This window comes from Deinococcus sp. (genome assembly GCF_030523985.1).
In the GTDB taxonomy this organism is placed as follows: Bacteria; Deinococcota; Deinococci; order Deinococcales; family Deinococcaceae; genus Deinococcus.
On record NZ_JAUNHK010000040.1, the window covers coordinates 1 to 17,208 of the forward strand.

Here is a 17,208-nt window from a genome sequence, read left to right on the forward strand (position 1 = left end):
AGAAGCTGCGGGCGGGCGAGCATCTGCCCCCCGAATTCACCCGCCCGGAAGTGGCGGAGGTGCTGCGCCGGGCGTATCAGCAGGGGTAAAACCAGTCATACGGCTTTGAAAAATAGTTTGGGTATCCAAGCTATTTTTCCGAACGAAGTGAGGAGAAGAAAATACGGGACTGAACGGCGCGAAGGAGATGGCGGTGCTTTTCCGGCATCTCCGAAGAACAGTTCAGTCCCGTATCACTTTCTCAACTTGGCCCTCCACGGTGGGGGCCATTATTTTGGTCGAGCAGCAGCAGCCGCAGGGCGCTGAGGTGGCGGTGCATTCGCCGGGCGGCGGCGTCTCCGTCACCGCTTTGCAGGGCGTCCACCACGCGGTCATGCACGCTGACCAGCTCGCGCCGCTGCTCCAGGCTGGGCGGGCGGGTGGCGGCAGCCGAGTAGATCAGGTCAATCAGGGCATCCAGAAACAGCAAAAGGATGGGATTCTGCGCGGCCTGCGCGGTACGGCGCACGAAACCCAGGTTCAGGCGGGCCACCGCGTCGAAGCTGGCCTGTTCCAGATTAAGGGCGCGGTAGTCGTCGGCAATCTGGCGTAGCGCTTCCACGTCGTCCGGGGTGGCCCGGCTGGCGGCGAGTCGCGCACAGGTCACCGCCAGTTCCAGCCAGGCGTCCACCAACGCAGCAGGCTCCACGCCCGCCAGATGCCGGAACGCCTCCACCGTGCGGCCCAGCGGGGCAATGGCAGGCTGACCGACCAGAATCCCGCCCCCCGGCCCCGTTTTGGTGCGAATCAGCCCTTCGTGTTCCAGCGTGCGCAGCGCCTCGCGCACCCCGGCGCGGCTGATGCCCGTGATGGCCTGCAACTCCTTTTCGGAGCAGATGCGCTCGCCCGGCCCCAGGCCACGGCTGCGGATTTCGCGCTGAATGTGGGCCGTCACGATGTCGCTGGCGCGGGTTTTGGCGTGGCTCTCGGAGAAAGGGGACGGGATAACGGGCACCTCCAGACAACTATGGCAGCCAGACTCGGAAAGAAATAGACAGGGGCGGATAATTGAGTATACTCAATTCATCTCACAACCCCAATGCGCCAGCCCAGGCTGGTTTTTCTGGACAGGAGTCAGTATGGATTTTCTACTCAGCGACGACGAGCGCCAGCTTCAGCAACTCGCCCGCCAATTTACGGGGCGCGAAATTATTCCGCACGCCGCCGAACTCGACCAGACCAAGGCTTTTCCGCAGGAGATTTACGAGAAAGCCCTCAAACTCGGCCTCCTCAACCTGACTGTCCCCGAGGAGTACGGCGGCGCGGGGCTGGGCTGCACCGCCCTGACCATCGTGACCGAGGAACTGTGCCGGGGCTGCGTGGGCGTGGGTGCGGCCCTCAGCATCAATTCGCTGGCGGCAGACGCGATTATTCACCACGGCAGCGAGGAGCAGAAACAGTGGGTCTTGCCCCGGCTGGTGGCGGGCGAACTGGCCTCCTACGCCGCCACCGAACCCGGCGCGGGCAGCGATGTGGCGGGCCTCCAGACGCGGGCCGTGCGCGACGGCGACGAATACGTGCTTTCGGGCAGCAAAACGTGGATCAGCAACGCCAACCGCGCCTCTTTCTTCGTGGTGTTTGCCCGCACGGGCGAGGCGGGGGCCAAGGGTCTGAGCGTCTTCATCGTGGAAAAAGGCACCCCTGGCCTGCGCGTGGGCGAGCCGCTGTCCAAGCTGGGGCAACGCTGCGCCCCCACCTGCGAGGTCTTTTTCGATGACTGCCGCATTCCGGCCTCGCAGCGCATCGGGGAAGAGGGGCAGGGCTTCCGCATCGCCATGGACGCCTTCGACCACTCGCGCCCGATGGTGGCGGCCTTCGGGGTGGGCGTGCATGCCCGCTGCCTGGAAGAAAGCCTCGCCTACGCCCAGACCCGCCAGACGATGGGCCAGCCGATCATTCGCCACCAACTGATTGCCGCCAAACTCGCGGAGATGTCCACCAACCTCGAAGCCGCCCGGCTGCTGATGTACCGCGCCGCGTGGCTGGTGGATCACGGGCAGCGAAACACCCTCGCCGCCTCGCAGGCCAAGCTGTTTGCCGCCGAGAGCGTGATGGCGGCAGCCACCGAAGCCGTGCAGATTTTCGGCGGCATGGGCTACTCCACCGAGTACCCGGTGGAAAAACTCTTCCGCGACGCCAAGGTGCTGCAAATCTACGAGGGCACCAGCGAAATTCAGAAGATGGTGATTGCGCGAGAGTTGCAGCGGTAAGAACGAAATCTACGTGGAATCGGAGGAAAAACCATGAACCTGACAGGCAAAACCATTCTGATTACGGGCGGGGCTTCGGGGCTGGGCGAGGGCACGGCCCGCATGGTGGCGGCAGGCGGCGGAAAACCCGTGCTGCTCGACCTGAACGCGGAAGCAGGCGAAGCACTGGCGCAGGAACTCGGCGGGCTGTTCGTGAAGGCCGATGTGAGCAGTGAAGGGGACGTGCAAGCGGCGATTGCAGCGGCTCAGGCGAAGTTCGGGGGGATTCACGGGGTGGTCAACTGCGCCGGGGTCGCCCCTGCCGTCACCACCGCCGGCAAGCGCGGCCCACACCCGCTGGACGTGTTCGAGCGCACCATCCGTATCAACCTGATTGGGACGTTCAACGTGATTCGCCTCGCGGCCCAGGCCATGCTGGACAACGAACCCGGCGAAAGCGGCGAACGCGGCGTGATCGTGAATACGGCGTCGGTGGCGGCCTATGACGGGCAAATCGGGCAGGCGGCGTACTCGGCCAGCAAGGGCGGCGTGGTGGGCATGACCCTGCCGATTGCGCGTGACCTGGCCCGCAGTGGCATTCGCGTGATGACCATCGCCCCCGGCATCTTCGAGACGCCCATGCTGCGCGGGCTGCCGCAGGAAGCGCAGGACTCGCTGGGCACGCAGGTGCCGTTTCCCAGTCGGCTGGGCCGCGCCGAGGAATACGCCGCGCTGGTGCGCCACATCTTCGAAAACCAGATGCTGAACGGCGAAACCATCCGCCTCGACGGTGCGATCAGGATGGCCCCCAGATGAGCGGCGCGGTGAATTTCGCGGCCCACCCGGCCCGGCGCGACACGCTGGCCGACGCCCTGCACCGCTCGGTGCGGCGGCAACCGCACAAGCTGGCGCTGACCTTCGCGGGCCGCGAGTGGACGTTTGAGGCGCTGGACAGGGCCGCCAACCGCGTGGCCCACGCCCTGCTGGACGCTGGCTTGCAAAAGGGTGAGCGCGTGCTGGCCTTCGGGCAAAACAGCGACGCCTACGTGCTGCTGTGGCTGGCGTGTAACCGCGCCGGGCTGGTACATGTGCCCGTGAATTACGCGCTGCGCCGCACCGAACTGGCCTACCTCGCCGAGCAGTCGGGGGCCAGCGCCGCCTTTGCCGACCCCACGCTGCTGCCGCACCTGCAAGACGCCCTGCCGGGTGGTCATGCCCTGAAACTTCTGGGCACCTTTTACGGCAGCCACCACAACGACCTGCTCGGCTGGGCGCAGGACGACCTGCAAAAATCCGACGCGCCCGACGTCGAACTCTCGGGCGACGACCTCGCGCAACTGCTGTACACCTCCGGCACCACGGCGCTGCCCAAAGGCGCGATGATGACGCACGGCGCGCTTCACGCCCACTACCAGAGCTGTCTGCACGAACTGAACTTGCGCGGCGACGACGTGTCTCTGGCTGCCTTGCCCCTGTACCACTCGGCGCAGATGCACGTCTTCCTGATGACGGGCCTGCTGACGGGTTCCACCTGCCACCTCGTCACGGCCCCCGCGCCCGACACGGTGCTGCCGCTGCTGCGTGAAAAGGGCATCACGTCCTTTTTCGCGCCGCCTACCGTCTGGCTCAGTCTGCTGCGCCACCCCGACTTCGGGCGCGGCCTGGACAGGCTCAGCAAGCTGTACTACGGCGCGTCCATCATGCCCACGCCCGTGCTGCTGGACATCATGGCGGCGCTGCCCCACGCGGGCTTTTACAACTGCTACGGCCAGAGCGAACTCGGGCCTCTGGTCAGCGTGCTGCAACCCGAAGACCATGCCGAGCGCCCCGCCTCTGCGGGCAAGCCCGTGCTGAACGTGCAGACCCGCGTGGTCACGCCCGAGATGCAAGACTGCGCCCCCGGCGAACTGGGCGAAATCGTTCACCGCTCGCCACAACTGCTGGTCGGGTACTGGGACAAGCCTGAAGAAACCGCCGAAGCCTTTGCCGGGGGCTGGTTTCATTCCGGCGACCTCGGCTATCTGGATGAAGGCGGCTACCTGTATGTGGTCGACCGCGTGAAAGACGTGATTAACACGGGCGGCGTGCTGGTGGCGGGGCGCGAGGTGGAAGAAGCCCTCTACACCCACCCCGCCGTGAGCGAGGTCGCCGTGATTGCCCTGCCCGACGACCACTGGATAGAAGCCGTGACCGCCGTGGTGGTGGTCAGAGCAGGTGAAACGGTCAGCGCCGACGACCTGCGCGCCCATGCCAAAGCTAATCTCGCACCTTTCAAGGTGCCCAAAGCCATCTATTTTGTAGAGCAGTTGCCGCGCAACACCGCCGGAAAAATCCTCAAGCGCGAGTTGCGTGAGCGTTTCGCCCACCAACCCAGGGAGTAAGTCATGAAAGAAGCCGTCATCCTCGAAGCCGTCCGCACGCCTTACGGCAAACGCGGCGGAGCCTATCGCGAAACGCGCCCCGATGCGCTGCTGGCCCACGCGCTCACGGGTCTGGTGGGTCGCGCCGGAATCGACCCCGCCAAAATCGAAGACGTGATTACCGGAACCGTGACCCAGACCGCCGAGCAGGGGGCCAACATCGGCAGGCTGGCGGTGTTGCTGGCCGGGTTCCCAGCCGAAGTGCCCGCCGTGAGCCTCAACCGCATGTGCGGCAGCGGGCAGCAGGCCATCCACTTCGCCTCGCAGGGCATAGACGCGGGCGACCTGAACTACGCCATCGGCTGCGGCGTGGAAAACATGACCCGTGTGGGCATGTTCAGCGACATCGGCGGCGGCTTCGAGCGCCTCAACCCCGACCTGCTCGCCAAGGTTGACCTCATCCACCAGGGCGAAAGCGCCGAGCGCATTGCCGACAAATGGGGCCTGAGCCGCGAAACGCTGGACGCCTTCGCCGTCGAGAGCCACCGCCGCGCCTTCCAGAACCGCCACCTCTACCGCGAATTGCTGCCCACGCCGGGCCTGGACGCCGAGGGGCAGGCCATCACCCTCGAATACGACGAGGGCGTGCGCGAAGCGGTTGACCCCGCCAAAATGGCGACCCTGAAAACCCCCTTCCGCGAAACGGGCGTGGTCACAGCGGGCAACGCCAGCCAGATCAGCGACGGAGCCGCCGCCGTGCTGGTGGGCCGCCGCGACGTGGCCCTAGCCGATGGCCTGCGCCCCCGCGCTCGCTTCCGTGCCCGCGTGGCGGTGGGTGATGACCCCACCATGCAACTCACGGGTGTGATTCCGGCCACCCGCAAGGCCCTGGAAAAAGCCGGGCTGAGCATGGCGGACATCGACTGGTTCGAGATCAACGAGGCGTTTGCCAGCGTGGCCGTGTCGTGGATGCACGAACTGAAGGCCGACCCCGCCAAAGTGAACCCCTGGGGCGGAGCCATTGCCCACGGTCACCCGCTGGGTGGCAGCGGCGCGGGACTGATGGCGAAGATGCTGACCGGACTGGAAGCGACGGGCGGCACCTTCGGCCTGCAAACCATGTGCATCGGTCACGGCATGGCGACGGCGACGATTATCGAGCGGCTGGAATAAGGAAGAGCGGGCGGCGCTCAGGCCAGCGGCGTCCCCTGATACAGCGTCACCAGTCTCTTGAGCGCCCGCAGACCCGGCCCCAGGCTGCGCTTGTCCACCCATTCGTCTTCGCGGTGGGCGTTGCCGCCCCGGTACACGCCGAAGGCCAGTGCCGGGAGTGCCGAGGGCGCTGCGGCGTTGGCGTCGGTGCTGCTGGCGGCGATTCGCAGGTCCACGCGTACCTCGCGGGCCGCTTCGTGGGCCATGCCGAGCAGCGCCCCGGAGTGCAGGTTGCCGCCGGGACGGTCGCCCACCCGCTCCACCCGCAGGTTGACGCCGACTTCGCGGGCGGCGCGGTGCAGCACGTCCTGGGCCCGGCTGTCGAGGTCGGCCAGCAGCGCGGCGTCCAGCGAACGCAGGTCGAGCAGCAGTTCGGCCTGACCCGCAATCGAATTGACGCTGTTGCCGCCCGACGCCAGACCGACATTGAGCGTGGTGCGCGGCTGCGTGGGCAGGTGCAGCGCGTACAGCCCCGTGACCGCCCGGCCCAGGGCGTGCAGGGCACTGGGAGCCTGGTCGCCCCACGAATGGCCCCCCGGCCCCAGGAATTGCGCCCGGTAGCGCCTCACGCCGACCGCCTGGGTCACCGCCACGCCCAGATAGCCGTCCACAGCGATAAACGCGCCGAGCTGCTCCCGGTGCGTGGCAATCAGATGTTTGGCTCCGCGCAGGTCGCCCAGACCTTCCTCGCCCACGTTGGCCGCGACCCACAGCGGGCGGCGCAGGGTGGGCGGCTGGCTGGCGAAGTCGCGCAGCATGGCAGTCACGACGGCGAGGCTGGCGCTGTTGTCGCCCACACCCGGCCCGGTCAGGCGCTGGCCTTCCTCGCGCACCGTCACGTCGGTCTGCGGCCCGAACACGGTGTCGAGGTGCGCGGCGAGCAGCAGCGCGGGGCGGCCCTCGGTGCCGGGCGGTGTCAGGCGGGTCAGCACGTTGCCGACGCTGTCGCGCTCGGTGGAGTAGCCCAGTTCCGTCCAGAGGGCGGACATCAATTCGGCCCTTTTCTCCTCCTGAAAGGTCGGGGCGGGCGTCTGCGCGATACGCGTCAGGTACGAAAGAGGCATGCGCGGGCCATTCTACGGCGACGGCGCTCGTGGGGCGGCATGGGGTAAAAAGCAGAACACCCCTTCCGCGCGAAAAGGGTGTCCTGCACGATATTCCGGAAAGCTGCTCAGCGCAGGGCGGGCAGTTCGTCTTGCGGGTGCTCGGGCACGGCAGGCGGCGTTACTTCGGCCCCCGCTTCATCCCGCGCCCAGTCCATGAAGGCGCTCAGGCCGCGCCGGAACAGCGGCGGACGCTTTTCGCGCTTGCCCAGTTTTCTGGGCTTGCCCGTCTTCTCGTTGATTTGCGGCGGCAATTCAGGCACCAGCGCCCAGTTCACGTTCATCGGTTGAAAGCCTTTGGGATTGGCGGAGGCGAGGTAGCGCACAAGGCCGCCCAGCATGGACTCGGCGGGTGGGGTCAACGGCTCTTGCCCCAGGCTCAAACGCGCCGCGTTCGTTCCCGCCAGCCAGCCCGTCGCGCTCGATTCCAGGTAGCCCTCGGTGCCCGCGAGCACGCCCGCCACCAGCTTTTGTGGGTCGGCCTTGAGTTGCAGCGTACTGTCCAGCACCAGCGGCGCATTCAGGTAGGTGTTGCGGTGCATGACGCCGTAGCGCACGATGTCGGCGTTTTGCAGGCCCGGAATCAGGCGCACGACTTCCAGTTGGTCGCCCCATTTCAGGCCCGTCTGAAAGCCCACCAGCGACCACATGCGGCCCTCGGCGTCCTCCTGCCGCAGCTGCGCCACCGCGTAGGGCCAGCGCCCCGTTTTGGGGTCGTCCAGCCCTTTGGGTGACATGGGGCCGAACCGGGGAGTGTCCACGCCGCGCCGCGCGATTTCTTCAATCGGCATGCAGCCTTCAAAAAATTCCAGCTTTTCCCAGTCGTGGGGGGTGTGGCTGCGGGCCTTCTCCAGCGCCTCAAAAAAGGTCAGGTATTCCTCTTTGGTAAACGGGCAGTTGATGTAATCGGCGCTCTGGTCGTAGCGGCCTGCCCGCCACGCCACGGTCATGTCAATGGAATCAATGTCAATGACGGGCGCGGCGGCGTCGTAAAAGCTGAGGCGCTCGCTGCCCGTCAGCCGCATCAGGTCGGCGGCGAGCGCGTCGGAGGTGAGCGGCCCGGAAGCGATGACGCAAATGCCCTCTGGCACGGCTTCCAGTTCGCCTTCGATCACTTCAATCAGCGGGTGATTCCGCACCTTTTCGGTGACGCGGGCGCTGAACTCGTCACGGTCAACGGCGAGGGCATTGCCCGCAGGCACGCGGCTTTCGTCGGCAGCAGTCACAATCGCCGCGCCCACCGAGCGCATTTCGGCTTGCAGCAGGCCCTTGCTCTGCATTTCGCCTTCGCCGCCCAGCGAGGTAGAGCAAACCAGTTCGGCAAAGTTGGCGGTGCGGTGGGCGGGGGTCATCTTCTGGGGGCGCATTTCATGCAATTTCACGCGCACGCCCGCTGTGGCTGCGGCAAGGGCCGCCTCGGAACCCGCGAGGCCCGCGCCGATGACAGTGATGGTGGGAAGGTCAGTCATTGAGGTAGAGGGTAAAGGGTGAAAGGCCGAGGGAGAGCGAGGCGGATGCCAAAGCCCTCCCTTTTCCCTCCACCCTCTACCTCTCCGGCGTGCCGCCCAGTCCCGCCTTGACCCGACTCAGCCCTTCGTACAGCACGACTTTCAGCGCCGCCAGACGGTCACCTGGGGTCGGCAGCGTCAGGTCAAAACCCGTTTCCTGAGATGGGACGCTGACGGCCTCTACCCCATACCCCCGAAAAAGCGCCTGGGCACGGCGCGAATGCCAAGGCGAAGTCACCAGCAGCACGCGCCCCCAGCCGCGCTGATGGGCCAGGTCACGCACGCGGGCGGCTTCGTCGCGGGTGGTGGTGACGTTGCTCAGCGTCAGCGTGGGCGGTCCGTTTTTGCCGTACAGCGCAGCAATCTGGGCGTTTTGCAGAGCGCTGATTTTGGGACAGCCCTTTCCCCCAATCAGGCCCGACTGCTCCGAGACGGTCAAAATAGGCGCGTATCCAGCCTGCCATAGTTCTAGGCCCCTCATCAGACGGGAAAAACTGCTACCGCTGAGGGCATCGGTGCCGCAGCGGACGCCGCCACCCAGCACCACAATCGCGTCGGCCCTCACGGGCGGCTGTGACACGATCAGCGCCGACAGTGGGCCGCGCAGCACGAGCGTCAGCAGGCAAAAAGCCGTCAGCAGTGCCGCCGCGCCCACACCTACCGCCAGCCCCAGCCGCAACGGACGAAACAGTCCCGCCAGTGCGCCTACTCCCAGCAGCCCCAGCAACAGCCCAGGCGTAGCCCGCACTTCGCCCAGAAACGTCGCCGCGATGCCGAGCGCCGCGCCCAACGCCAGCCCCGTCCAGAGGTCACGGGGTTGGGGTGTCCAGCGGGCGGGCAAGCGGGTTTTATTTGGGATTTCTGTCGTCATGTTACTTGGCACGCTGGTTACGCTTCCCCCCTCCCAGCCTCCCCCACAAGGAGGGAGGAGCTAAAAACACTTTGCTTGCCACAGACATGAAACTGAGCTTGCAGAAGGGTCTACTTCTCTTTTTCGCTTCCTCCATCGACCATCAGCGCAGCGGACCCATCATCCATCATCGTTCCCCATCATCATCCACTGGCGCGGATACGGCGGCGCAAAACCCGCGTCCTGCAAGGCTTCTTTGGCCCCTTCGCGAAGTTGCATGGTGACCACGGGATAAGCCTTGACGTTCTCGGCGCTGACATAGAAACGCAAAATCAGTTCCAGATTCGTCTCGTTGACTTGCCGCACCAGGATGACGGGCGCGGGGTCGGCCTCCACCTTGGGATGCTCTGCGAGGACCCGCAGCAGCACGGCCCGCGCTTCTTCCACCCGTTCGGCGTAGGCCAGCGGCAACGGCACATTCAGCCGCAGTTGCCCGCCCGCCGTCAGGTTGACCACGGTCGCACCCGCGATTTCCTTGTTGGGAATGCTGACAAATTCGTTGTCCCGCGTGCGGATGCGGGTCGTTCGCAGTGTCAGCCCATGCACCTGCCCTTCGTAGTCGCGCACCCGAATCCAGTCGCCGATGCGAAAGGGGCGGTCAAGCAGCAGCGTGACCCCGCTAATCAGGTTCGCCAGAATGTCCTGCGCGGCAAACCCGACTGCCAGCCCCGCCACGCCCAGCCCGCCCAAAATCGGCAGCAGGTCTATGCCGAGTTGCCGAAACATCAGGTAAATGCCCGCCAGCACCCACACCGCCCGCGCCGCGTTGCTCAGCAGCAGCGACAGGCTGGCGTCCAGCCCCCACGCCTCGGATTGACGGTGCAGAAAATGGTGAATGACGGCCCAGCCGCCGTAGAGCAGCAAGAGCAGCAGATAGACCCGGAAGAGGCCGGGCGCGTATCCGGCGAGTTGTGGAAAGAGGCCCGACACCGACACCGCGACCAGCATCAAAAAAGTCAGCCGCAGCACGGTAACGATGGTGTGCCGCACCACCGGATGCGCGTCAGCCCAGCGCGAACGCCCCAGCGCCCAGAGGGTCAGCCGCGTCAGTCCCCACAGCAGCAGCGCGTAAATCAGCACCAGCAGCAGCGACAGCATCAATTTGCCGCCGTAACTGGCGATAAATACCTGCACGCTGTCCACGAAGGAATGCAGCAGGTTCAGCAGGGCGTCCAGGCCCAGCAGCTCCGTTTTATCCACCGCGCCGCCTCATGGCCCGCAGTTTAGGTCTAAGCGTCCAAGGGTCTAGAGCTTTTGACAAAAAGAGGCCCCCTCACCCCTTGTTTCACAAGGCCCTCTCCCCAGGGTAGAGGGTCAGAAAGGCAGGACATGCCCTGCCCCCTCCACTCTCAACCCCAAACGCAGTGTCACCTGCTCCAGCGCATTACCACTCGTCCGGGTCGGCCTCCAGCCTTCCGCCCCGTCTGGCCTTGCGCCGCGCTTCCTTGCCCTTTTTGCGCTGCGGCTTGGGGGGCAATTGCAGGTCGTAGCGCCGCTCGGGGTCGCAGGGGGCCGTCACTTCGCCCAGCCGCTCGCTAGGGTCGGCGCTGCGGAGGTTGCCCGCCGGGTGCAGGTGCCGCTCGCCGCAGTAGGGGCAGGCGTCCACGACCCAGAACATCACCCGCGTCCCCGGCAGGTCGCGCAGGGTGACGTAGGCGGGCTGCACGGTGCGGCGGCTTTTCTTGCTCATGCTGCGTGCAGGGTAGCGGCTGGGCGGCCCCGCATTTGCCGGAGGCTTTACGGTTGCCGGCAGCGCGATAACGCGTGCTAGCATGGGTCCATGCCCTGAACAGGGTACGTCGCCTGCCTTCTCACAAATGCGCTGTTATGCGTGTTTGGGGGAATTTTTCGTTTAGGGAGGCCGCTTTGCTTACACCTCCCGACGCGGGGCGAGATTTCCGGGAGGTGTTTTGCCGTGACCACAAAGTCCAGCAACTCTGCACGCGCTCAGGCTTTGCAGCGCCGCACCCTGTCCGCCGAAGTGCGGGCAGGCAACGACCTGCTTGCCCTGCGTGCCCAGCTTCACCGCGCCGAAAAGGAAGCCCGCCGCGCCCCCACTCCGCCTCCCTCGCGTCCCAAAACGCAGCAGCCCGTCAAGCCGCAGCGGGTGCAGGAACTCGCTGGCATAGACACCGATGAATTTCTGCTGGGCCGTGCCCTACGCCAACTGCGCGAAGCCGTGTATGACAGCCGCTATCACGTTTGCCCCCACGCCATTCAGCACGCCCGCGCCGAGGGCTTTATGGAAAGCGACATCATGCATGTGCTGCTGACCGGGCGAGTCCGCGCCGTGTACACCGAAGATCGCCGCTGGCTGGTGTGCGGCTACTTCGAGGCGCACGGGATTCGGTTGCCTCTGCATGTCGCCGTGCAGCACTACCGCGACGGACACATCGACATCGTGACGGCCTTTGTGCCCAAAAATCCCCACCACATCATCAGCCGTGCCCGCCTCGCCGTGCTGCTGCGCTACGACGACGAAAAGGTGAAAGCCAAGGAAGCGGTCAAGGGAAACAAGGTGGGGTACAAGGGGAAGGGGGGCTGGAAGTGAGGCGGATGGCTGAAGGCAGATGGCTAGCCTAAGCTTGCGCTAAAGCGGGCCTTCTGCCTTTTGCCATCCGCCATCAGCTCTCCGCCACTCGTACCCACTCCGCCGCCTGCCGCAAGCCCGCCGCTGCCTGTGCCACTTCATCCCGCGAGGTCGCTGCCCCGAAGGAAAACCGCAGCGAGGCCCGCGCCTGCGCTTCGGTCAGGCCCACGGCGGTCAGGACGTGGCTGGGCTGCATCGTGCCCGCGCTGCACGCACTGCCCGCACTCGCGGAAATGCCCAGCATGTCCAGATTCATCAGCAGGGCTTCACCGTCGGCCCCCTCCAGCGTCAGACTGACGACTTTGGGGCTGCCGTCTGCGGGGTGGTTGAAGGTCAGGCCGGGGAGGTTGCGCAGCGCGTCCATGAAAGCGGTTTGCACGTCGCGCAGATGGGCAAAGGTCGCCTCCCGCGTCGCCTCCGCCTCGGTCAACGCCACGCCCGCCGCGTAGACCCCCGCTGTGTTCTGCGTTCCGGGGCGCAGGCCGCCTTCCTGCCCGCCGCCGAGGGTCACGGGCGGTAAGTCGGCCCCGCGCCGCACGTACAGCACGCCAACCCCACGCGGCCCGCCCCATTTGTGGGCGCTGAAGGTCGCAAAGGTCACGCCCCAGTCGGGCAAATTCATGGGCAATACCCCTGGAGCCTGCACCGCGTCGGTGTGGTAGGGAACGCCCCGCGCTGCCGCGACTGCCGCCAGCGCGGGCGTGTCCTGCACGGTGCCGAGTTCGTTGTTAGCATGGTGGAGGCTGACCAGCGCGGTGTCGTCGCGCAGCGCTTCGGCAAGCTGGGCGGGCAAGTAACGGCCCTCGCGGTCAGGCGCCAGAAAAGTCACGTCCCAGCCCCGCAGGGCCAGGGCGCGGGCGGGGGCCAGCACCGCCGAATGTTCGGTCTGGGTCGTCACGAGGTGGCCGGGACGTCCGTGTTTGTCCTCCCACCCTTGTGCCACGCCGAGCAGCACATGGTTGTCGCCCTCAGTGCCACCACTGTTCAGCGTCAGCGTGCGCGGGTCTACCCCGAAGGCGGCGGCGATGCGCGCACGGCCTTCTTCCAGTTTTTCGCGGGCGGCTTGCCCAGCGGCGTGGACACTGGCGGGGTTCCCCGGCAACGCGGCGGCCTCGGCATAGGCGGCGAGCGCGTCAGGGGTCATGGGGTGGGTGGCGGCGTAGTCGAGGTAAATCATGTTGATAGTCGATGGTAGATGGTTGATGGAGGGCCAGGGCTTACATCGCTCTTTCCATCAACCATCAACTATTGACCATCGACGTCGCGCTTGAGTCGCATCAGAATCGCCCCCATCCCGCGCATCCGCATCGGTGTAATCAGTTCGGACAGGCCCATGTCCATGTAGAACTGGTCGGGCACGCTCAGGATGGTTTCGGGCGTCTCACCGTTCAGTGCTTCGTGCAGAATGCCCGCGTAGCCGCGCACGGTGGGGGCGTCTTCCGGCACCTTGAAAAACAGGTTCACCTTGCCCACCTCGTCCTGTTCCGTCACCAGAAAAAACGGGCTGGCGCACTCGGGCACGGGCTTGAGGAATTCGGGATGCTCGGCGTATTTCTCGGGTAGGTCGGGCAGTTTGCGGCTGTATTCCAGCAGCGCTTGCAGGCGCATCGGCTTGGGCAGGGTCTTGAACATGCCGACGATGTTCTGGAGCTTTTCGGGCAGTGGTGCGGGGGCAGTCATGTTCCCAACTGTACCCCGCTGCCCACACTCCGCAGAAGGCGGTCTGTCTAATTGACCTCTTTTGTAAACTTATGGCGAAGGGCTACACTTGAGGCATGGACTATGCAAAAGACGTGTTGGTGACTACCGAGTGGGCCGCCCAGAACCTCAACACCCCCGGCGTGCGCTTCGTCGAAGTGGACGAAGACATCCTGCTCTACGACACTGGACACCTGCCCGGCGCCGTCAAGCTGGACTGGCAGACCGACCTGTGGCACCCCGTCGAGCGCGACTTCATCGGCCCCGACGAACTCAGCGCCCTGCTGGGCCGCTTGGGGATTGGCGCAGATGACACCATCGTGCTGTACGGCGACAAGAGCAACTGGTGGGCCAGCTACGCCTACTGGTTCCTGAGCTACAGCGGCGTCAAAAACCCCCTCAAGCTCATCAACGGGGGCCGTCAGAAGCTGATTGCCGAGGGCCGCGAGATGACCACCGATCTGCCCCGAATCACGCCCACCACCTACCCTGCCCTGCAGCGCGACGACTCGCTCCGCGCCTACCGCGACGAGGTCAAGGCGCACCTGGCAGGCGTGCAGGAAGGCAAAAATGCCCTGGTGGACGTTCGCAGCCCCGACGAATTCAGCGGCAAAGTCACCCACATGCCCAACTACCCCCAGGAGGGCGTGCTGCGCGGCGGGCACATTCCCGGCGCACGCAGCATCCCCTGGGCCAAGGCGACCAACGAAGACGGCACTTTCAAGTCCGCCGATGAACTGAGGGCGCTGTATGAAGGCGAAGGCGTGACCCCCGACAAGGACGTGATCGCCTACTGCCGCATCGCCGAGCGCTCCAGCCACACTTGGTTCGTGCTGCGCGAACTGCTGGGTTACCCCAAAGTCCGCAACTACGACGGCTCCTGGACCGAGTGGGGCAATGCGGTGGGCATGCCCATCGAAAAGTCTTACCGCGAAGAGTAAGAGCGGCCCTGGTCTTCATCTTTCGCGTGGCCCGGTTCGGTTTCCCCCGCCAGTGGGGGGAATGCGCCGGGCCACGCGCACTATTAAAATGACGAGATGAAAATTCTGCTCCTCGCCATCGTTGTTATTGTCGGCGTGCTGCTGCTGCTGAGCCTGATGGGCAGAGGGGCAGATTCCGGCAAGGCCAAAACCCGACCTCCCGGCACCCGCCACCTCGACGAAGAAACGGCGGTGCGCCCGGAGATAGACCCGCAGGCCATCGCCCAGGCCCGCTCCAGGGTCGCGCCCGCCGTGCCCGACGCGGTGCTGTCGGACGCGCTGCTTGACGCCACGCCAGGGCAGGTCGCCCGGATGTTCTCGGCGGTCCCGGCTGACGTGATGGCGAACGCCATCGGGGAAAACACCGGACGCGGCGGCACGGTTCAGATTCAGGGTCAGGCCACCGCTCAGGATTTGGCGCAGCTTCGTAACCTCGGCAGCGCGGTGGACGACCTCGACATCTGGAATTTTGGTGACGATACGCCGGGCCAGAAGCCCAAAAGCTGAAGCTGCTTTCCCGAGGAGGCCGGACGTGGGTTGTCCGGCCCTGTTCTTGTGACGGCAAGGCTGCACAGGCCCGCGCCGAACCCACTACCCTTTGTCCCGTGCTTTCTCCTGCCGAAGTTCTCCTGCGCCTGCGGGCGGCTGACCTGCCCGGCATCGCCCTGCTGGAATCGCTGGGGCCGGTGCTGCCCTATGCCCGCTACAGCTTTCTGAGTGCTGCACCGACCCGGATTCGGTTCACCCTGCCCGAACCACCTGCTGCCGACGCCTTTTTCCCGGCCTGGCTGGGCGGCCTTCAGTACGAGGCGGCGCGTGAGTTCGGGCTGGCGGCCCACGCCCCGGCAGGCGCGGCGCAGTGGTGGGGGTTTTATCCATCGGGGCTGGTCTGGGACAGGCAAAACGGCACGCTGGACGTGGTGGGCGAGCCGCATCTGGACTGGGGGGCGCTGCTGGCGGGCGACCCGGCCCCCACTCCGGCCCTCACAGTGGGCGATTTTGGGGCCGACGACGTGGACTATCCGGCGGGCGTGCGGGCCATTCAGGAACTTATTCGGGCGGGCGAGGTCTATCAGGTCAACCTGTCGCGTGGCGTCTCGGCCCCGGCGCAGGGCGACCCGCTGGCGGCGTACCTGCGGCTGCGCGAGGTCAACCCCAGCCCCTTCATGGCCTTCGCCGACCTGGAGGGGCAAGTGGTGGTGTCGTGCAGCCCCGAGCGTCTGGTGGACTGGGAACGGGTGGGAGCGCAGGGCGGGCAAATCAGCGCTCGGCCCATCGCCGGAACGCGGCGGCGCGGCGACACCCCGCAGGAGGACGCCGACTTCGAGGCCGAGTTGCGCGGCAGTCCCAAGGAGCGGGCCGAACACACCATGCTCGTGGACCTCGTGCGCCACGACCTCGGCGCGGCGGCGGCGGCAGGCAGCGTCAGTGTCCCCGACCTGATGCTGGTCGAACGCTACAGCCACGTCATGCATCTGGTGTCGGAGGTGCGCGCCGCCGCCCGCCCCGGCCTGAGCGTGCGCGAGTTGCTCGCCGCCACTTTTCCCGGCGGCACCATCACGGGCGCTCCCAAAGCCCGCGTGATGGAAGCGATTGCGGCGCTGGAACCGGGGCCGCGTGGCTGGTACACCGGAGGCTTGGGCATCGTGAGCGGGCGACGGGTGGACGTGAATATCCTCATCCGGACGGCGGCTTTTGTGGCAAAGGGGGAAGGGGAGAGGGCCGAGGGTTCTGCCTTTCCCACCTGGACGGTCACGGTGCGGGCGGGCGGCGGTACGGTCATAGACGCCGACCCGGAGCGGGAAGCGCGGGAAACGGTGCACAAGGCGCAGGCGCTGCTGAGCGTGCTGGCGGGCGTGCCGGGGCGTCCGGCGCAGGCGGGACAGCCTCCTGTCGCGGGGCGGCCCTGGGCTTCACCACCCGCGCCCACGCAGACGCCGCTGCGGGTGCTGCTGCTCGACAACCGCGATTCGTTTACCTGGAATCTGGCCCACGACCTGCTGGCCCTGGGAGCCAGGGTCGAACTCCGCAGTCAGGACGAGGAGGCTGCCGACCTGCTGGCCCTGCGTCCCGACGCCGTGCTGGTCGGCCCCGGCCCCGGCACGCCGCAGACGAGCGGCTGCACGCTGGAACTCACGCGGCTGTGTCTGGAACGCGGCGTACCGTCGCTGGGCGTCTGCCTGGGGCATCAGGCGCTGGGGGAGGTCCTGGGCGGGCGCATCGAGCGGGCCGAACCTGTCCACGGACGACCCGAGCAGGTACAACACACCGGAACGGGCCTCTTTGCAGGCATCGAAAATGGGGCCGAGTTCGGGCGCTATCACTCGCTGGTGGTGCGCGGCCTGCCGCCTGAACTGGTCACGGCCTACAGCCGAGAGGGTGGCGAAATCATGGCGCTGGAGGTGCCGGGAAAACCCGCCTGGGGCGTGCAGTTTCACCCCGAAAGTGTGCTGAGTCCGGCGGGGCGGGTGCTGCTGGGCAACTGGCTGCAGCTGGCTTCCCGCGCTGCCGGGGGCACAGGGCAGGGGGGGGAGAGCTGAGTGCGGCCCCTGCCTGCCACTGCACAAACCCCTGCCGCGCTGCACGGCGCTTCGGCCTTCACCACGGTTCGCGTGCAGG

At 66.3% G+C, this 17,208-nt stretch carries 16 protein-coding genes; 8 read left to right on the top strand and 8 right to left on the bottom strand.

Going from position 1 to position 17,208, the window contains the following annotated elements; all coding sequences use genetic code 11:
- Nucleotides 1–241: 241 nt before the first annotated feature.
- Nucleotides 242–994: a FadR/GntR family transcriptional regulator gene (locus Q4C89_RS07665; RefSeq protein ID WP_303102016.1), complete on the bottom strand. Its 753-nt coding sequence runs from the start codon at nt 992–994 to the stop codon at nt 242–244.
- Nucleotides 995–1,118: 124 nt separating this feature from the next.
- Here Q4C89_RS07665 and Q4C89_RS07670 point away from each other — a divergent pair, with 124 nt between their 5' ends.
- From Q4C89_RS07670 to Q4C89_RS07685, 4 genes are read left to right on the top strand one after another with little or no spacing between them, the layout of a single operon-like run.
- Nucleotides 1,119–2,249 carry an acyl-CoA dehydrogenase family protein gene (locus Q4C89_RS07670; protein WP_303102017.1) on the top strand — a complete coding sequence of 377 codons (1,131 nt, stop codon included), beginning with the start codon at nt 1,119–1,121 and terminating at the stop codon, nt 2,247–2,249.
- A 33-nt stretch (nt 2,250–2,282) separates the two neighbouring features.
- The gene (locus Q4C89_RS07675; RefSeq protein WP_303102018.1) at nt 2,283–3,044 is read left to right on the top strand and encodes a 3-hydroxyacyl-CoA dehydrogenase; all 762 of its coding nucleotides are present in this window, start codon (nt 2,283–2,285) and stop codon (nt 3,042–3,044) included.
- Nucleotides 3,041–4,609 (top strand): fatty acyl-CoA synthetase, encoded by a 1,569-nt coding sequence (locus Q4C89_RS07680; protein ID WP_303102019.1) that lies wholly within the window; start codon nt 3,041–3,043, stop codon nt 4,607–4,609. The genes Q4C89_RS07675 and Q4C89_RS07680 overlap by 4 nt, the downstream gene beginning before the upstream one ends.
- Nucleotides 4,610–4,612: 3 nt before the next feature.
- Nucleotides 4,613–5,761, top strand: a complete 1,149-nt coding sequence (locus Q4C89_RS07685) for a thiolase family protein (RefSeq protein WP_303102020.1) — start codon at nt 4,613–4,615, stop codon at nt 5,759–5,761.
- A 17-nt stretch (nt 5,762–5,778) separates the two neighbouring features.
- On the opposite strand, the gene Q4C89_RS07690 is transcribed toward Q4C89_RS07685, so the two are convergent.
- The 5 genes from Q4C89_RS07690 to Q4C89_RS07710 form a co-directional block, all read right to left on the bottom strand.
- On the bottom strand, nt 5,779–6,864 hold the full coding sequence (locus Q4C89_RS07690) for a M20/M25/M40 family metallo-hydrolase (RefSeq protein WP_303102021.1): 1,086 nt from the start codon (nt 6,862–6,864) through the stop codon (nt 5,779–5,781).
- Nucleotides 6,865–6,971: 107 nt separating this feature from the next.
- Complete coding sequence (gene trmFO, locus Q4C89_RS07695) at nt 6,972–8,372, bottom strand: methylenetetrahydrofolate--tRNA-(uracil(54)-C(5))-methyltransferase (FADH(2)-oxidizing) TrmFO (protein WP_303102022.1); 1,401 nt, start codon at nt 8,370–8,372, stop codon at nt 6,972–6,974.
- 76 nt (nt 8,373–8,448) lie between these two features.
- Complete coding sequence (locus Q4C89_RS07700; protein WP_303102023.1) at nt 8,449–9,282, bottom strand: YdcF family protein; 834 nt, start codon at nt 9,280–9,282, stop codon at nt 8,449–8,451.
- A gap of 159 nt (nt 9,283–9,441) precedes the next feature.
- Nucleotides 9,442–10,521, bottom strand: a complete 1,080-nt coding sequence (locus tag Q4C89_RS07705) for a mechanosensitive ion channel family protein (RefSeq protein ID WP_303102024.1) — start codon at nt 10,519–10,521, stop codon at nt 9,442–9,444.
- 184 nt (nt 10,522–10,705) lie between these two features.
- Nucleotides 10,706–11,011 carry a hypothetical protein gene (locus Q4C89_RS07710; protein WP_303102025.1) on the bottom strand — a complete coding sequence of 102 codons (306 nt, stop codon included), beginning with the start codon at nt 11,009–11,011 and terminating at the stop codon, nt 10,706–10,708.
- A gap of 225 nt (nt 11,012–11,236) precedes the next feature.
- Between Q4C89_RS07710 and Q4C89_RS07715 the strand changes: the two genes are divergently transcribed.
- On the top strand, nt 11,237–11,872 hold the full coding sequence (locus tag Q4C89_RS07715) for a DUF4258 domain-containing protein (RefSeq protein ID WP_303102026.1): 636 nt from the start codon (nt 11,237–11,239) through the stop codon (nt 11,870–11,872).
- A gap of 73 nt (nt 11,873–11,945) precedes the next feature.
- Here the strand turns inward: Q4C89_RS07715 and Q4C89_RS07720 are convergent, their stop codons facing one another.
- Together Q4C89_RS07720 and Q4C89_RS07725 are read right to left on the bottom strand one after the other, a co-directional pair.
- Nucleotides 11,946–13,088, bottom strand: a complete 1,143-nt coding sequence (locus Q4C89_RS07720; RefSeq protein WP_303102027.1) for a cysteine desulfurase family protein — start codon at nt 13,086–13,088, stop codon at nt 11,946–11,948.
- Between the two features lie 68 nt (nt 13,089–13,156).
- Nucleotides 13,157–13,591 (bottom strand): SufE family protein, encoded by a 435-nt coding sequence (locus tag Q4C89_RS07725; RefSeq protein WP_303102028.1) that lies wholly within the window; start codon nt 13,589–13,591, stop codon nt 13,157–13,159.
- A 95-nt stretch (nt 13,592–13,686) separates the two neighbouring features.
- Between Q4C89_RS07725 and Q4C89_RS07730 the strand changes: the two genes are divergently transcribed.
- From Q4C89_RS07730 to Q4C89_RS07740, 3 genes are all read left to right on the top strand, one after another.
- Nucleotides 13,687–14,550 carry a sulfurtransferase gene (locus Q4C89_RS07730; RefSeq protein ID WP_303102029.1) on the top strand — a complete coding sequence of 288 codons (864 nt, stop codon included), beginning with the start codon at nt 13,687–13,689 and terminating at the stop codon, nt 14,548–14,550.
- A gap of 96 nt (nt 14,551–14,646) precedes the next feature.
- A complete protein-coding gene (locus Q4C89_RS07735) occupies nt 14,647–15,096 on the top strand; it encodes a hypothetical protein (RefSeq protein ID WP_303102030.1) in 450 nt (149 codons plus the stop codon).
- Between the two features lie 98 nt (nt 15,097–15,194).
- Nucleotides 15,195–17,129, top strand: a complete 1,935-nt coding sequence (locus Q4C89_RS07740; RefSeq protein WP_303102031.1) for a chorismate-binding protein — start codon at nt 15,195–15,197, stop codon at nt 17,127–17,129.
- Nucleotides 17,130–17,208 lie beyond the last annotated feature (79 nt).

Bases quoted from the DNA above. Each gene is read 5' to 3' on its own strand.
- Q4C89_RS07670 (WP_303102017.1), top strand. From the start codon at position 1,119: ATGGATTTTCTACTCAGCGACGACGAGCGCCAGCTTCAGCAACTCGCC.
- Q4C89_RS07735 (WP_303102030.1), top strand. From the start codon at position 14,647: ATGAAAATTCTGCTCCTCGCCATCGTTGTTATTGTCGGCGTGCTGCTG.
- Q4C89_RS07685 (WP_303102020.1), top strand. From the start codon at position 4,613: ATGAAAGAAGCCGTCATCCTCGAAGCCGTCCGCACGCCTTACGGCAAA.
- Q4C89_RS07730 (WP_303102029.1), top strand. From the start codon at position 13,687: ATGGACTATGCAAAAGACGTGTTGGTGACTACCGAGTGGGCCGCCCAG.
- Q4C89_RS07690 (WP_303102021.1), bottom strand. From the start codon at position 6,864: ATGCCTCTTTCGTACCTGACGCGTATCGCGCAGACGCCCGCCCCGACC.
- Q4C89_RS07680 (WP_303102019.1), top strand. From the start codon at position 3,041: ATGAGCGGCGCGGTGAATTTCGCGGCCCACCCGGCCCGGCGCGACACG.
- Q4C89_RS07675 (WP_303102018.1), top strand. From the start codon at position 2,283: ATGAACCTGACAGGCAAAACCATTCTGATTACGGGCGGGGCTTCGGGG.
- Q4C89_RS07725 (WP_303102028.1), bottom strand. From the start codon at position 13,591: ATGACTGCCCCCGCACCACTGCCCGAAAAGCTCCAGAACATCGTCGGC.
- trmFO (WP_303102022.1), bottom strand. From the start codon at position 8,372: ATGACTGACCTTCCCACCATCACTGTCATCGGCGCGGGCCTCGCGGGT.
- Q4C89_RS07710 (WP_303102025.1), bottom strand. From the start codon at position 11,011: ATGAGCAAGAAAAGCCGCCGCACCGTGCAGCCCGCCTACGTCACCCTG.
- Q4C89_RS07720 (WP_303102027.1), bottom strand. From the start codon at position 13,088: ATGATTTACCTCGACTACGCCGCCACCCACCCCATGACCCCTGACGCG.
- Q4C89_RS07700 (WP_303102023.1), bottom strand. From the start codon at position 9,282: ATGACGACAGAAATCCCAAATAAAACCCGCTTGCCCGCCCGCTGGACA.